This window comes from Photobacterium makurazakiensis (assembly GCF_050336715.1).
In the GTDB taxonomy this organism is placed as follows: domain Bacteria; phylum Pseudomonadota; class Gammaproteobacteria; order Enterobacterales; family Vibrionaceae; genus Photobacterium; species Photobacterium makurazakiensis.
The window spans coordinates 52110-68734 of record NZ_JAKJSJ010000019.1 but is presented as its reverse complement, the minus strand read 5'-3'; the positions used below and the strand labels follow the sequence as shown (position 1 = coordinate 68734).

The window sequence follows — 16625 nt, the reverse complement described above, 5'->3', positions numbered from 1 at the left end:
CTGAATGTTTTTGAGCAAAAAAGCCCAATTAATTAATAAATACGGTAATTCGGTGCTTTTTTATGCATCAAATGACGTAATACAAGTATTTTAAAAACATAACACAACGGATGGATCTCAGTTTTATGAACCCAATAGTAATATCGGTAAGCGTCATGCTTGTACTCGCTTTAATGCGGGTCAATGTTGTTGTAGCGCTTACCTTCAGTGCCATTTTAGGTGGCCTGATGGGCGGAATGTCATTAGCAGAAACAGTCTCTGCTTTTGAAGGTGGCCTTGGTGGCGGTGCAACAACTGCGCTTAGCTATGCAATGCTAGGTACGTTTGCTGTTGCGATTTCTCGCTCTGGCATCACCGATGTACTGGCACAAAAGGTGATTAAGAAAATAACTGGTCACAATAATGCTGCGGCCGCAACTGGCGTAAAATATTCCGTTCTGTCCATTTTACTACTGCTTACCATTTCTTCTCAGAACGCAATTCCAGTTCACATTGCCTTTATCCCAATTGTAATCCCACCGCTATTGCATGTATTTGCCAAGCTGAAGCTGGATCGTCGCCTCGTTGCCTGTGTACTAACATTTGGCCTTGTCACCCCATACATGGTTCTGCCAGTTGGCTTCGGTGGCATATTCCTTAACAATATTCTTTTGAAGAACCTACATGATAACGGATTAGATGTAGTTGCTTCTCAAGTACCATTTGCCATGCTTCTTCCTGCGTTAGGTATGATCTTTGGCTTATTGATTGCCACATTCTTCAGCTACCGCAAACCGCGTGAGTACTCAGAAGAAAAGATCCTCGCAAATGAACCAGAGCATGCTGAGATTAATATGCAGCATGTAAAGATCGCCGTTGTCGCTATCGTGGCTGCTTTAGGTGCTCAACTTTATAGTGGCTCGATGATTGTCGGTGGTTTGATCGGCTTCATGGTGTTCACCTTCGGCGGTGTCATCAAGTGGAAAGAAACCCAAGACGTGTTCACCAAAGGTGTACACATGATGGCAATGATCGGCTTTATTATGATCGCCGCAGCTGGTTTCGCCGCAGTAATGAAAGCAACAGGTGGTGTTGAAACGCTGGTTAGCTCGCTGGCGGATGCCATTGGTGATAACAAGCCATTAGCAGCGCTGCTTATGCTTGTCGTTGGCCTATTTGTTACCATGGGTATTGGTTCATCTTTCTCGACGATTCCAATTTTGGCGACGATTTACGTACCACTTTGCCTTACTTTTGGTTTTTCACCATTGGCAACGGTTGCATTAGTCGGTACTGCTGCTGCGTTGGGCGATGCAGGTTCACCAGCATCAGATTCAACTTTAGGTCCAACAGCGGGTTTGAATGCCGATGGTCAACACGAACACGTGTGGGAAACCGTTGTACCGACATTCTTGCACTATAACCTACCCCTAATTGCTTTTGGCTGGTTAGCCGCAATGGTGCTATAGCAGACGACAGGTTCTCATAACCCGATGTAACAACATGAATACCAGCCCAATATTGTGGCTGGTATTTTTTTATCTCACATTCCCCAGCAACTTCTTATAAAACAACATTCACATAAAGATTCCCTGTTCTATAGTTACTTGATAAGAAATAGATTTTTCAGGGATGATTAATGGAAATTCTCACTCAGTCATCATATCTAATCATTGATGACAGTAATATTATTCAAAGCGCCACACGTGCACTGTTAATGAAACTTGGCGTGCCAATGAACAATATCGTCAGCACCGCCAATGCAAAAGGTGCGATTTCTGCCTGCACTCAGCGTAAATTTGATATTTTACTTATCGACCATAACCTCGGAGCGGGTAGTACAGGACTACAGCTCTTAGAATACCTGCATTACAAACAGTTACTTTCAAGCCGAGTATTGGTTTTCATCGTTACAGGCAACGATAGCCAAGATGTATTTTTTGGCTACTCTCAGCTTGAGCCCGACGGCTACCTAATTAAACCCATTCGTTCTGGCGATATTATAAAGCGTGTCTCATCGGGGCTGCTGAGAAGAACATTTTGTGAAGAACTCCAAGAGGCGTTTAATAACGGTGGACTTCCTATGGTTAAGCCACTCTTTGCAAAAGCACCAGATACCATGGCACTAAAAGGAGGCATACTCTTTGTTGCCGACCTTTTACGCACAAAAGAGAAATTTGATGAGGCTCAGGCAATGCTCGCGGGCTTGCTGCAAATCCACGACTACCTACCCGCAAAAATCAAGCAAGTCGAAATACTGGCCGAGCAACAGCAATACAAGAAAGCCATTGCGCAGCTCGATCAACTTATCGACGAAAATGCCTTTAATGTACGGTTACTTGGCATCAAAGCCACCATTAGTGTGATGGCAGAACAATGGCAAGACATCGAGCCAACCATTCAACGCCACATCCAACTCCAGAGTAGCAACATTGAACAGACACTAAGCCTTGCTTGGTTTTATCTCTCAGAACACGACATCGTAAAAGCAGCACCATTGTTATCAAAAAGTGCATTGTTACTCCCCCACTCGATGTGGGACAACGCCGGTCGCCGTGGCCTTGCTGCATTCGCTGACTTACTCTCATGTAAACAATCAGATAATCCCAATGCTCTACAAAACTGGAAACTTGAAGCCGCCTGGGCTCGGATAAGCAAAGATCCAAAAAGTAAAATTTCCTCCAAAGGAACACAGAAGGCAATCTCCGCCATCAGGCACCTTCTTTTAGATGAGAAACAACAAGCACAAGAGACACTAGCTAGTATCCTCGACAAAGAAATATCTGACACTGAAACAGGCTATTTAATCTGTTGGGCACAGCATAAACTCGGTGATCAAGACAGCATAAACCACGTAACAAAAATAATGAGAAATCTCCAGTCGCCCACCAGTTTCACACTTGAACGTTTGCAGGCGATTGCTCTTAGTAAATTAACTCAACAGCGTATTTCGTTACCTGAACCGAGTGCTTAATACTCATTAATAAACAATATAGATTCTTTCTTTACAAGGATGTAAAGCATGCTACATGCTATTCGAGCAGCTATCAGACTCACTATTTTCATCTCGCTTGTTCTCTGTTCATCCAGGCTTATTGCTGCCCCAGAGCAACAGAAAAACGTCAACGACAATGCACCACAATCGGTCTTGAAGATCGGTCTTCCCTATTTCAGCCTCCCTCCCTATATTTATATCGACGACTCAATAGACTCCGCGCTTATTTCCCCACAAGGTTATGCTGTTAATAACGGTGCTTATAGTGGTTTATTCATTGATGTCTTAAAGCAAGTATCAGCTCATGCTGAGCTTAACTTTCAACTGGTGTTTTATCCGACCTATGAAGACGTGACGACCGCCTTCAAAGCAGGTGAACTCGATTTATTACTCGGGGTATCTTCAACGTTCGAGCGCCAAAAGTTCATGGCTTTCAGCGAGCCCATTTTTTCAATTCGCCGTGGTGTGATCACACAAGGCAAGCCAATTAACCGCTATCAAGAACTAAATGATAAAGCGATTGCCGTTGAACAAGGCTTTGCCTTACATGAATTGTTGCCAGCACTTTTACCTAAAGTACAGCTGCACTCTGTTCCTAATAGCACCGCTGCGATTAAATCCATTGAAAATAATACCTCTTTTGGTTATATAGGTGATGCAGCAGTCCTGTCGAACCTACTTAAACAAAATAATAACCAAGATTTATCTCTGTCAATCTTACCGGGATTACCAACCAACCACTTACACTTCGCTACTCAAAAAGGTAAACATAAGTTATTAAGCCGCATAAATTTCGCCTTGGAAGACATCAAGCGCGATAGTATGAAGGCGATTTATAATCAGTGGCTAACGCCCGACCAACAGAACATGTTCACTCACTATGGTCAACTGAGGCTCACCGCTGAAGAAAGAAACTGGTTAGATGCTAATCCTTCAATTACCGTTGGTATTCATCGAGACTGGGCCCCCTATGATTACATCAATCCGCAAAATCGGCATACGGGCCTCAGCGCCGACATACTCAATATAGTCAGCTACGAGTTAGGGGTTAAATTTAAAATTGAATCCTCCCCCTCGTACTCTGCATTACGAGAGTCATTCGCTGCCGGTAATATCATGATGCTTTCTTCTGTTGCTGAAACGCCAGAAGACAGCCAACAAATGTATTTCTCATCACCCTACATTCAAGAACCGTGGGTGTTATTTGGCCGTACCAGTGGCACATTCAATGATATTTTTCAGAAAACCAAAACTCGAGTTGGGGTCATTAACAACACCGCAGGGGATATGCTTCTGCCGCGTGTCTGTGAAAACTGTGAACCAGTCTCGTTCATCAACCAAGTTTCGGCTTTTCAGGCACTACAAAAAGAAGAAATAGATCAGGTTCTTACCTCATTACACCACGCCTCCCCATTATTACAGAGTGACTATATTGGCCAATTCAAAATGATTGGCCAGATACAGCAAGAAAACTTGCTACCACTACGGTTTGCAGTCAATTATCGCCACCCGATCTTACTCAATATCATTAATAAAGCATTAGCGGCCATTCCTGAAGAAGAGTTCTACCGCATAGAACATCAATGGCTCACCTTTGATTACCAAGAAGGCTTAGCGCCGATGGCGGTCGCTAAATGGGCAGGGTTAATTTCAGCACTTGGATTAATCATTATCATCAGTGTCATTAGCTGGAACCGGAAAATGGCGCAAGAGATTTTACAGCGAAAAACGGCAGAGCGCCGTGCAAAACGAGCAGAGCAACGCCTACAGCAATTAGCTGATAATCTTGATGGTATAGTGTTGCAGCACGTCCAATCTTCTATATCCGACCCTCTCACTTTTCATTTTACCTTTGTCAGTGCAGGCATTACCGAGCTACTCAACATTTCAGCCGAGCAGCTGTTTAATACACCGACCGCTTTACTTGACCAGATGAAAATTAATGATTTATCCACACTTAAACACAGTATGCTCAGCGCTTGTCAAGAAGGGCATTGGGATCACGAGCAAGCCATGAAAAGCCATAATGGCCAGCCAATGTGGGTACAGTTTAAAAGTCGGATCACCCCGCATGAAGACAATGGCTATTACTGGAATACTGTCGTTACCGACATTTCGCTGCTCAAGCAGCAACAGCAGGCATTAGATGACGCTCGCCAGAAGGCCGAAATTGCAACAGCAGCAAAGTCACAATTTCTAGCCACCATTAGCCATGAGGTTCGCACGCCCATCAGCGGTATTATGGGGTTACTTGAATTGATGTCTGATCAGCCTCTTAACGAAGAAACACGTAGCCTACACGGTGGACTAACTCAGTCTGCACGCAATATGCTCCACATTGTGAATGATGTATTGGACTTTTCGAAAATCGAAGCTGGCAAACTTGAACTTAACCCCACAACCGTTCAATTAGGTACCACTTTGGCCCGTATCATTCAGCCTCAATCGATACATGCACAACAAAAGAGCCTAGCCTTCCACTATTGGCAAGATCCCTTGTTAGCACACAGCCATTTCGTTGATGACATCCGTTTACATCAAATACTGAACAACTTTTTAAATAACGCGATTAAATTTACCCAGCAAGGAACAATCTCACTGATCGTCGATGTACTCACTCAGCAACAAAAGATCCCGCATCAAAGCGATACGCATACTATACAAGTGGTGCGCTTTAGCGTGAAAGATACAGGCATTGGGATCTCACAACAGCAACAAGAAGCCTTATTTAAACCTTTTGAGCAAGCGGATCAAAGCACTAGCCGTCGGTTCGGTGGGACTGGGCTTGGGTTGGCCATTGCCCGCAAGCTAGTAGAGCAGATGGATGGAACAATCACAGTCTCCAGCGAGGAAGGCAAAGGCAGTACCTTTGCGGTTACGTTACCTCTAACGGTTACTAGCCAGCAGTCCTCGCTGCGTCAACAAGTACGACTGAATGAAAAAAGTGCGCTGCTATTTGGTTACTTCATTCAACGAGAAGAGCTCTATCAATACTTACGCCACCACGATATGACTCCTGAGTTATCGACGGCAGTCAACCCGCAAGCCATTAGCGATATTTTAAAACGGCAACAGCCTGACTTTGCCTTTTTTGCTCAATCTATTTGGCAGCAGCTTAAGCAAAAAACTCCCGACTTCTTAAATGACTTAGCTAACTGTAAAGTCGTCATTATTAATCAAAACCCGATGCTGTCCCCAGAGCCTCTCGATAATCAGTGGTGGATTTCAGTTAACCCACTACTTCCCGATAATTTATTTCATGTTATGACACAGCCAATTAAAGAAGCGACAGCAATAGCGAAAGCATCGACATTCTCACCAATACTGACAGAAACAAAGGAAGAAGCAGAAAGTAACGGACGCCTCATTTTAGTCGCAGAAGATCACCCTATCAATCAGCAGGTCATCGCCAAACAGCTGGTTAAAATTGGCGTTCATGCCGATATTGTCAGTAATGGACTTGAAGCCTTAGCTGCACTAAAAGAAAAGCGATATGGGCTACTGCTGTCAGATTGCCATATGCCAGAAATGGATGGATACACGTTAGCAACAACTATTCGCCAGCACCACCAAACAGGTGAAGCCACCAATGACACACTAAGTAACTTGCCTATCATCGCGCTAACAGCCAACGCAATACAAGGTGAAGACAACCGCTGCTACGCCGTTGGCATGAATGACTTTTTAATTAAACCTGTTTCTATAACAAAGCTTCGTCAAGTCATTAATAAGTGGCTACCCGAGCCAGCTGAGGATACAGAAGAAATCACTAAAGTAAGCACAGCCAACGATTTCGGTGCTTTATTTGGTGATATATCGATGATGCTCGAGACACCAGAATCAGATCCACTCTTCAAAAATGAACAAATTGATAACGCCAACCATGATCAAGCCACTACCGTTGACGCCATCAATTCAGTACTTGAACGCGATAAAGTGATGAGTATTTTTGATGATGAAGAGCTGACTGATAGCTTGATAGATGAATTCAAAATAAACCACCAGCAAGATCTCGAGCTACTTCAACAAGCACTCAGTACGAATAATCAAAAATCTGCTGCCGATGTTGCCCATCGTATGAAAGGAGCAGCACGGATGCTGGAGTGCGAAATATTAGCGGCACCGCTAGAGCAGATTGAGTATCAGGCCAATCACAACCAACTTACCCCAACTGCAGAGGCGGTTATTTTACTTCAAACTCTCAGCAAGCAATTATAAGGGGCTATTACCTCCTTATTTCAATATATCACCATCATAAAAAACGCCCCGAGCAAGTAATTACTCGGGGCGTTCCTATAATTATCATCGCAGTTACTCGACCGAAATCAGCAATAACCGCCGCAGATAACCTTATTCAGCAGCAGCTTCACCGTCACGGCGTGATGCAGCTTCTTTGATAAGAGGCTGAAGCTCACCTTTTTGGAACATTTCGATGATGATGTCACAGCCACCAATTAGCTCACCGTCAATCCAAAGTTGTGGAAAGGTTGGCCATTGTGCGTAAACTGGTAGCTCAGCACGGATATCCGGGTTTTGTAGGATATCAACATAAGCAAACTTTTCGCCACAGCCCATTAGAGCTTGAGATGCCTGAGATGAAAAACCACAGCTTGGCAGTTTTGGTGAACCCTTCATGTACAACAGAATGGCATTTTCAGAGATCTGTTGCTTAATTTTATCGATGGTTTCCATAGCTTCCTCTTACGACTTTTGTTTATACCAAACAAATTCTACTGCCTGACTATTTATCATACACATAGCCCTGCTTTTTATGCTCAGTATTATAAGTTGAATATCACAAGCACATTCTACTGCCTTGAGCCTCGGAAAAAAACGCCTAAAAGTTATAAGGGTATTGTTTTCGTCATGATCTGCCTTTTCACGCACCTTTTTATGTTAGGGGGGTTTTAATAAAGAAAAAACTTGCTAAAATGATTCCAACATCACAACTCGCATACTTACCCTTGGGTATAGTAATGCTGTGATAATACCCACCAAGCGAATAAGATGGGTATCAGTCAGTTAAAAATAAATTGGCAACAAGCCAATTGGAAGCAATGTTTCAGGACCAGCCCCCTCATTAAAATGGAGAATCGAGCAATGGCATTCGAACTACCCGCTCTACCTTACGCAATCAACGCTCTTGAGCCACATATCTCTCAAGAAACACTTGAGTACCACCACGGCAAACACCACAACACTTACGTTGTTAAGCTAAATGGTCTAGTTGCAGGTACAGAGCTTGCTGAAAAATCTCTTGAAGAAATCATCAAGACTTCTACTGGCGGCGTTTTCAACAATGCAGCTCAAATCTGGAACCACACGTTCTACTGGCACTGCCTAAGCCCTAACGCTGGCGGCGAGCCTACTGGTGCAGTTGCTGACGCAATCGCTCAGTCTTTCGGTTCTTTCGAAGAGTTCAAAGCAAAATTCACTGATTCAGCAATCAACAACTTTGGTTCTTCTTGGACTTGGCTTGTTAAGAAAGCTGACGGCTCTCTAGACATCGTTAACACATCTAACGCTGCGACGCCTCTAACAGAAGAAGGCGTTACTCCGCTTCTAACTGTTGACCTATGGGAACACGCTTACTACATCGATTTCCGTAACGTTCGTCCAGACTACATGAACGCTTTCTGGGCACTAGTAAACTGGGAATTCGTTGCTAAGAACCTAGCAGCTTAATCTATTACTGGTTCCCCCTAGCCTCTGCTTAAGCGAGGTTAAAGCCAGACCTAAGCGCCTGCATTATGCAGGCGTTTTTTTATGCTCTTTTCTTACCTGTCATAAACCATATCGGCTAAGTACCTGTCCGCAGCCACTTATTCCTTGTGCGCATCCCCCCCCTAATACACATAAAAACCTATAAAATATATAAAATCGTATAGATTCATAGAGTTGATTTACGTTTCCCTGACAATTTACTGAACAAATAGAAGTAAAAAAGCGGGAGTATTCAGCAAGAAGATGCTCTTATGACTAAATTTTCAGCTCGCAAAACGCTTATAACGACCTTACTTTGCTTTGCTCCGGTAATCAGTGCCGCCGACATCGCAGAGTCTTCTGCGATCCCTGTCACTGTCGAACTTGTCACCACTAAAAACATTACACAGCACATCGAAGAAGTAGGAAAAATTACTGCGCTCGACTCTGCTAACCTGACTTTTAGCGCAGGTGCGAAAATCCAAGCCATTCACTTTAATGATGGCGATGCCGTCAAAGCCGGTGATGTTATTGCCAACTTAGACAGTACCAAAGCAGAAGCGGATTTCGATAAAGCACAAAGCTCACTCAATTTGGCAAAAACCAAATTGGACAGAACGCAAAACCTACTCGCAAAGCAGCCTGATGCCCTATCCCCGCAGGATGTAGACGAATTAAAAGAAGAAGTAAACCTAGCTGCTGCTGACTTTCGTCAAAAACAGGCTACATTGAAGGATTACACCATTGTCGCGCCATTTGATGGGCGCCTCACAACATTCACCTACTCGGTTGGTAGTCATATTGATGCATCAACCCCGCTCGTTAGCCTGTATAAACTTGACCCGGTAAAAGTGACTTATGCCATTAGCCAAGAAGATCTCGGCAAAGCCAGTAAAGGGCAAACCGTCACAGTAAGCGTATCTGCCTACCCAGATAAGCAATTCCAAGGCAAAGTTGATTACGTAGCCCCTGCGGTTGACGAAAGCTCCGGCCGTGTTGAGGTGCATGCCAGTATCGAAAATCCAGAGCTCACGTTAGCACCCGGTATGTTTGCCAACGTGCGCCACCAGCTAAAAACCAGTAACAGCCAACTCATCGCCCCACAAAATGCGGTTATCGCAAGCAATGAGCAACGCTATATCTGGGTGCTAGACGGCAATAAGCCCCAAAGGAAAAGTATCAGTCTGGGTGCCAATACCAATGATGGCTATGTCATTATTCAAAAAGGCCTGAAAAAAGGCGATATGGTCGTGACAACAGGCCAGCAAAAGCTCACGGAAAACAGCACAGTGAATGTATTAGCCCCGCATGCTGAACCGTCATCGAATACTGAAGGAGGTAGCTAATGCGCTTACCCGATATTTGTATCCGCCATCCCGTTTTTGCATCAGTGCTCAGTATTGCCATTGTGTTACTTGGCCTACTGTCATTCCAGAAACTATCGATTCAGTATTTCCCTGAACACCAGACCGCTACTGCGACAGTTAGTGCCAATATCACAGGCGCAAGTGCCGAGTTTATGTCACGTAACGTGGCAGACAAGCTCATTGATGCTGCGACCGGTATTGATAGCATTGATACCATGACCACCGATTGCGTCGAAGGCAGCTGTACCTTAAAGATCAATTTTACCGATGACGTCGATGACATTGAGTACACCAACTTGATGAATAAATTGCGCAGCGGTGTCGAGGGAATCAGCGACTTTCCCCCGAGCATGACCGATAAGCCCACGGTAACAGATAATACCTCTGATACCGGTGCTGCCAGTAATGTTATCACCTTCGTCAATACCGGCGGTATTGAACAGCAAGCTATGTATGACTATATCAGCCAACAGCTGGTGCCGCAGTTCCGTCATATCCAAGGTGTGGGTGGGGTATGGGGGCCTTATGGTGGTTCAGCCAAAGCAGTGCGTGTATGGCTAAAGCCGGAGCGCATGAAAGCACTGAATATCAAAGCCGCCGATGTCGTTGGCACATTAAGCACTTATAACAGCAGCTTTACTGCTGGCACCATTGTCGGCGAAGCCCGTGATTTTTCCATTAACCCTGTCAACCAAGTCGATAATATCAATAAGGTCAGCGACTTGGTGATCCGTGTCGATAACGGGCAAGTCATTCGAGTGAAAGACATCGCTAACGTCATTATGGGGGAAGAAAGCCTTAACCCTAGCCTACTATCGGTAAGTGGTGATCAAGCGATGTCACTACAGGTCTTGCCACTAAAAACAGAAAACCCTGTTGTTGTGGCCGATCGGGTCAAAGCGGCAATTGAAACCATGCAGACCAAGCTACCCGATGGCATTGAAATGAAGATGGTCTACAATCAGGCCGATTTCATAAAATCAGCCATTGATGAGGGCTTCGCCACATTGGTTGAAGCCATCGTCTTAGTCTCGATTGTCGTTATGCTGTTCCTTGGTTCATTCCGGGTGGCATCAATTCCCATCATTACTATTCCGGTTTGTGTGATCGGAGTCTTTGCTGTAATGGCATGGCTCGGATTCAGCATCAATGTACTCACTATCCTTGCCATTATTTTAGCGATTGGCTTAGTGGTCGACGATGCCATTGTGGTCGTCGAAAACTGCTACCGCCATATCGAAAATGGCGAAACACCTTTTAATGCCGCGTTAAAAGGCAGTAAAGAGATTGTATTCCCAGTCATTGCCATGACCCTGACACTGGCCGTCGTCTATTTGCCAATCGGCCTAATGTCAGGCTTAACCGCGGATCTATTCCGCCAGTTTGCCTTTACCCTTGCCGCTGCGGTAATCATCTCTGGCATCGTCGCCCTAACACTCTCTCCAATGATGAGTGCTTATTTGATCAAGCCTGCAAGCCACAAGCCGCGTTGGTTCTCGCATGTTGATCATCAACTCAACCGCCTGGCCGATGCTTATAGCCGCGAGCTAAATAAATGGTTTAACCGCAAAGCTGTAATGGCTGGCATCGCATTTGTTCTGCTGGGTGCATCGGGTTTTGCTTTTGTCCACATGCCGCAGGTCTTGCTACCAACCGAAGATTCGGGCTTTATTGATGTCACATCAACCGCACCAACTGGTGTCGGACGCCAATACCACCTCACTCACAATGCAGAGCTGAACAGTGTGATGGCAGATAATGAGGCGATAGAAGCAAACCTCTCTTATATCGAAGGTACGCCAACCAATCACGTACTACTAAAACCTTGGGGCGAGCGAACCCAAACTGCCGACGAGGTGATCACCGACTTAATCAACAAAGCGAGTAGCACAGTCTCTGCTTATGATATGTCATTTTCTGTTCGCTCAGCCGATAGCCTGAATATCGATAACAACCTGATCCTTGAACTGACAACAGTCGATCGCAACACTAAAGAACTAGCAGCCAGTGCTGAAGCTGCCGCTAAACTGTTCGACGAATACCCCGGTTTAACCAATGTAAAGAACTCTACAGTACGCGATCAGATCACTTATGATCTGACCATTGACCGCAATGCCATTGTCTTATCGGGTGTGAGCTACAGCGATGTCACCGACGCATTATCGACCTTTCTTGGCTCGGTAAAAGCGGCAGACCTGCAGGCCGAAGACGGCTTCACCTATCCCATTCAGGTACAGGTCAACCGTCAGGATCTCGGTAACTTTAATGTTTTAGACAAACTCTACGTCAGCTCGGAATCAGGTCAGAGCCTGCCACTGTCACAATTTGTCTCTATTGAACAAACCACGGCAGAATCGAGCTTTAAGACTTACATGGGGCGGGATAATGCCGAAATAACGGCAGATTTAATGCCTGGCTATACGGCTAGTGATGTCAAAGTTTTCATTGATCAACAGTTACCACCACTACTTAGCGATGCACAAGGCTATGCCTATAACGGTACCGTAAAAGTACTTAATGATTCACAAGCAGGTACTCAAATACTGTTCCTGTTGGCACTAATTTTTGTTTACCTGATCCTTGCAGCCCAATTTGAAAGCTTTATCGATCCACTGGTGATTATGCTTACCGTACCACTGTGTATTGTCGGTGCATTATTGACGCTATCGGTATTTGGCCAGAGCATGAATATCTACTCAAAAATTGGCTTACTTACATTGGTCGGTTTAGTGACTAAGCATGGGATTTTGCTGGTTGAGTTTGCCAATGAACAACGTAGGCAGGGAATGCCAGCACTCAATGCTGCCGTTGAAAGTGCGCGTTCTCGATTACGCCCTATCCTGATGACATCATTAACAATGATTTTAGGTGCGCTGCCACTGGCCTTCGCGTCTGGCCCCGGATCTCTAGGACGAGTTAACATCGGTTTAGTCTTGGTCGGAGGATTAGTTGCAGGAACCTTCTTCTCACTGTTCGTGGTACCCGTCGCCTATGTGGCAATGGACCAGTTAAAGGATAAACTGCGGGGTGTCTTGAGTCGCGGCGACAAACAGGCACAACCTGTCGCTTAAGCTTATTTGATTACAGCCAATAAAAACGCCTGCATTAGCAGGCGTTTTCTTATCATCAGAGAGTAGAGGTTACTTTTCTGCCAAGATAATACGCAGCGTACGGCGTAAGGGCTCTGCTGCACCCCAAAGTAGCTGATCACCCACAGTAAAGGCATTCAGATATTCACCACCCATCGCCAGCTTACGCAAGCGACCAACAGGAACAGATAATGTACCCGTTACTTTCGTTGGACTAAGCTCTTGCACAGTGATATCACGATCGTTCGGGATCACTTTTACCCAATCATTATGCGACGCGATGATCTGCTCGATTTCATCAAGCGGCACATCTTTCTTCAGTTTTAGCGTTAGTGCTTGGCTATGGCAGCGCATTGCACCAATACGAACGCATGTGCCATCAATTGGAATTGGCTGACCATCAAGACCTAGGATCTTGTTGGTTTCGACTGATGCTTTCCATTCTTCTTTGCTTTGACCATTTTCACGTTTAACGTCAATCCAAGGAATTAACGAGCCCGCAAGCGGTGCGCCAAATTCACTAGACGGAAAATCAGCAGAACGCATAGCATCTGCGACTTTACGATCAATATCTAGAATCGATGTTGACGGATCAGCAAGTTCACTCGACACCGTATCGTTAATCACACCCATTTGGCTGATCAACTCACGCATGTTCTTTGCACCAGCACCCGATGCGGCCTGATAAGTCTGTGATGTCATCCATTCAACCAAACCAGCTTGGTAAAGCCCACCCACAGCCATCAGCATTAAGCTGACAGTACAGTTACCACCGGTAAATGTACTTACACCGTTATGTAAGCCCTGCTTCATCTGGTCATAGTTCACAGGATCAAGCGAAATAATAGAATCGTCAGCCATGCGTAACGTTGATGCAGCATCGATCCAATACCCTTTCCAGCCAGCTTGACGCAATAGCGGATAAACTTTTTCAGTGTAACTTCCGCCTTGGCAGGTCACAATCGCATCCAGTTTTTTCAGGCTATCGATATCAAAGGCATCTTGAAGATTACCAGCATCTTTACCAAAATTTGGCGCAGGAATACCCACCTGAGACGTTGAAAAGAAAACAGGTTCGATTACATCAAAATCGCCTTCTTCTACCATACGCTGCATAAGGACAGAACCAACCATCCCTCGCCATCCAACTAAGCCTACTTTCATCATGTGCACTACACTCCCTGTTTCTATTTATATCAGTATAACTATCGGCAACTGCTATACATTGAACGTAAAGACGCTACTTATAGTTATCATGACAAACAGACCCCCATCTATAGTAATTTCGGCCTTGAAACACAAGTAGAATATGCAATAAACCTGTAAAAAAAATCACTACTGTGTGAAATTTTTATCTGGAAAGTAAAGTTGACGTTTTTATTCGCCGATATAAGCCATGCATCAACTCGGTAAATAAACGGGCTAGAAAGCAAACAACACCCGAATAAAAAGCAGACAGACTGATAGAAAACGTTCAATTTAATGGCTTAGAGCTATATTCATTAAATCTACAACACAAACTCCATTTCCATCATTTTTTGATATCACCACGACAAATTGATAACCTGCAAAATAGTCATCGAGCAACACTTTCACCTAGCAAGTAAGCCATGACACAAAGCTTTAGCCCAATAAATGGAGATATTTATAAATGGAAACAAATTTTACATACAGTCAAAAAACAACCACCTCACAACTCATGAACGCTTGATACACAAAAACATAACAATAAAATGTGTATTTTATCCATTTTTGAGCCTCTTATTGAATGAGTTCACAGAAAAGCAAACTCTTTATCGCAGCGACATACACTATTCGATAGAGTGGCCACGATTTCATATTAGACCTCAATAATTGGCTTTCAAATCATAACAATTTCAATTTAGCCTCATCATTTATTAATAAAATCAGAGGCTTTTTAAATTTCAGGCTCGACGTTACAAGGTTATAAACATGAACAAACAGACTGTAAAACTGCCTTCAATCACACAAGTAGTGATTGCACTGGGTATTTTTCTTGCGCTGGCATTCTCTTTTACAGCGAAGCTCGATCTACCAATCCAATTGGCTCTCTATATAGGCTGGTTCATTATCATGGCACTGGGTATTAAACTCGGCCATAACTACAAATCACTCGAACAAGCCGCTACCAAAGGCATTTCAAATGGTCTTGGTGCTGTGCTCATCCTGCTTGCCGTCGGTGCTCTTGTGGGGACATGGATTGCGGGTGGTATAGTACCAACCATCATTTATTATGGCCTTAAAGCCATCCACCCTTCGATATTCCTACTGGCAACCATGCTGATCTGTTCGCTAACAGCACTTGCGACAGGTACGTCTTGGGGTGCAGCGGGCACCGCAGGTATTGCAATGATGGGAATAGGTCAAGGCTTGGGGATTCCTGCACCAATGACGGCTGGTGCAGTACTGTCAGGTTGTTATTTCGGTGATAAAATGTCGCCATTATCTGATTCTGTGATCCTTGCTTCGTCGATGTCTAATGTCGAAATCGTCGAACACATTAAAGGCATGCTACCAATAGCTCTGATCAGCTACATCATTACCGGTATTATGTTTACTGCTGTTGGTATCCACTACGCGGGTAATGTCGATATGTCGCAGGTTGAATCTGTGATTATCGCAATGGATCAACAATTTGTTATTTCACCGTTCTCTTTTGTGCCAGTTATTGTTGTTCTAGGGCTTCTGACACTACGACTACCTTCTTTCCCTGTTATTTCATTTGGCTCTCTGCTTGGGATTATCTGGGCGGTAATGGTGCAAGATATGGATCCTCTTGTTGCCTTTAATACAGCATGGGCACCATTCTCAATTAGTTCTGGTGTGGACTTTATTGATGCCATCCTAAACCGTGGCGGTATGTCTTCAATGTTAGGCTCAGTGGCTGTGATTATTTTTGGCCTAGGCTTTGGCGGCTTACTTGATAAAGTCGGTGTATTACAGACCATTGCGAAGCTGTTTGAAAAGCGGGTTAACTCTGCAGGTAGCTTAACGGTTTCTACCATTGCAACCGCTTTTTTAGGTAACGTCTTCGGCTCTGCTATGTACGTGTCGCTAATACTGACGCCAAAGATTTGTGCAAAGAACTACGATCGCCTTGGTTACCAGCGTAAAAATCTATCTCGAAATGCAGAATTTGGCGGCACACTCACATCGGGTATGGTGCCATGGAGCGATAATGGTATCTATATGGCGAGTATTCTAGGTGTCGCGACCTTCTCTTACGCTCCGTTTATGTGGCTAAGCTTCGTTTGTATTATTGTCACCATTGTCTCTTCGTACATGGGTTGGTTTGTTGACCGCTGCCCACCAACCGTTGAAGCTGATAATGATGAAGAAGAGCTGCCTGCAGTTACTCAGCAACAAACCGTCGCATAAACAACGACTCCATTTTTCTTTATCAATCTAGAGCACCTTTGGGTGCTCTTTTTTTACATTATGCAAATAGACACCTACCACTAGCTAATTTTA

General features: G+C 44.5%; 9 protein-coding genes. 7 read left to right on the top strand and 2 right to left on the bottom strand.

The window, feature by feature from the left end; all coding sequences use genetic code 11:
* The first annotated feature begins 125 nt into the window (after positions 1-125).
* From L4D09_RS09715 to L4D09_RS09705, 3 genes are all read left to right on the top strand, one after another.
* Complete coding sequence (locus tag L4D09_RS09715) at positions 126-1448, top strand: Na+/H+ antiporter family protein (protein ID WP_428457306.1); 1323 nt, start codon at positions 126-128, stop codon at positions 1446-1448.
* A 170-nt stretch (positions 1449-1618) separates the two neighbouring features.
* On the top strand, positions 1619-2953 hold the full coding sequence (locus tag L4D09_RS09710; RefSeq protein WP_428457305.1) for a response regulator: 1335 nt from the start codon (positions 1619-1621) through the stop codon (positions 2951-2953).
* A gap of 48 nt (positions 2954-3001) precedes the next feature.
* Positions 3002-7192, top strand: a complete 4191-nt coding sequence (locus L4D09_RS09705; RefSeq protein ID WP_428457304.1) for a transporter substrate-binding domain-containing protein — start codon at positions 3002-3004, stop codon at positions 7190-7192.
* A gap of 132 nt (positions 7193-7324) precedes the next feature.
* Here L4D09_RS09705 and L4D09_RS09700 read toward each other — a convergent pair whose 3' ends face one another.
* Positions 7325-7666 (bottom strand): Grx4 family monothiol glutaredoxin, encoded by a 342-nt coding sequence (locus tag L4D09_RS09700; RefSeq protein WP_428457303.1) that lies wholly within the window; start codon positions 7664-7666, stop codon positions 7325-7327.
* 408 nt (positions 7667-8074) lie between these two features.
* On the opposite strand from L4D09_RS09700, the gene sodB reads away from it, so the two are divergent.
* The 3 genes from sodB (at position 8075) to L4D09_RS09685 (ending at position 13115) form a co-directional block, all read left to right on the top strand.
* The gene (gene sodB / locus L4D09_RS09695) at positions 8075-8659 is read left to right on the top strand and encodes a superoxide dismutase [Fe] (RefSeq protein ID WP_428457302.1); all 585 of its coding nucleotides are present in this window, start codon (positions 8075-8077) and stop codon (positions 8657-8659) included.
* A 290-nt stretch (positions 8660-8949) separates the two neighbouring features.
* On the top strand, positions 8950-10023 hold the full coding sequence (locus tag L4D09_RS09690; RefSeq protein ID WP_428457301.1) for an efflux RND transporter periplasmic adaptor subunit: 1074 nt from the start codon (positions 8950-8952) through the stop codon (positions 10021-10023).
* Entirely contained in the window at positions 10023-13115 is a 3093-nt protein-coding gene (locus L4D09_RS09685; RefSeq protein ID WP_428457300.1) for an efflux RND transporter permease subunit, read from the top strand. The genes L4D09_RS09690 and L4D09_RS09685 overlap by 1 nt, the downstream gene beginning before the upstream one ends.
* Before the next feature lie 69 nt (positions 13116-13184).
* Here the strand turns inward: L4D09_RS09685 and asd are convergent, their stop codons facing one another.
* The gene (gene asd, locus L4D09_RS09680) at positions 13185-14300 is read right to left on the bottom strand and encodes an aspartate-semialdehyde dehydrogenase (RefSeq protein WP_428457299.1); all 1116 of its coding nucleotides are present in this window, start codon (positions 14298-14300) and stop codon (positions 13185-13187) included.
* 786 nt (positions 14301-15086) lie between these two features.
* Between asd and nhaC the strand changes: the two genes are divergently transcribed.
* Complete coding sequence (gene nhaC / locus L4D09_RS09675; RefSeq protein ID WP_428457298.1) at positions 15087-16532, top strand: Na+/H+ antiporter NhaC; 1446 nt, start codon at positions 15087-15089, stop codon at positions 16530-16532.
* The last annotated feature ends 93 nt before the right edge of the window (positions 16533-16625 follow it).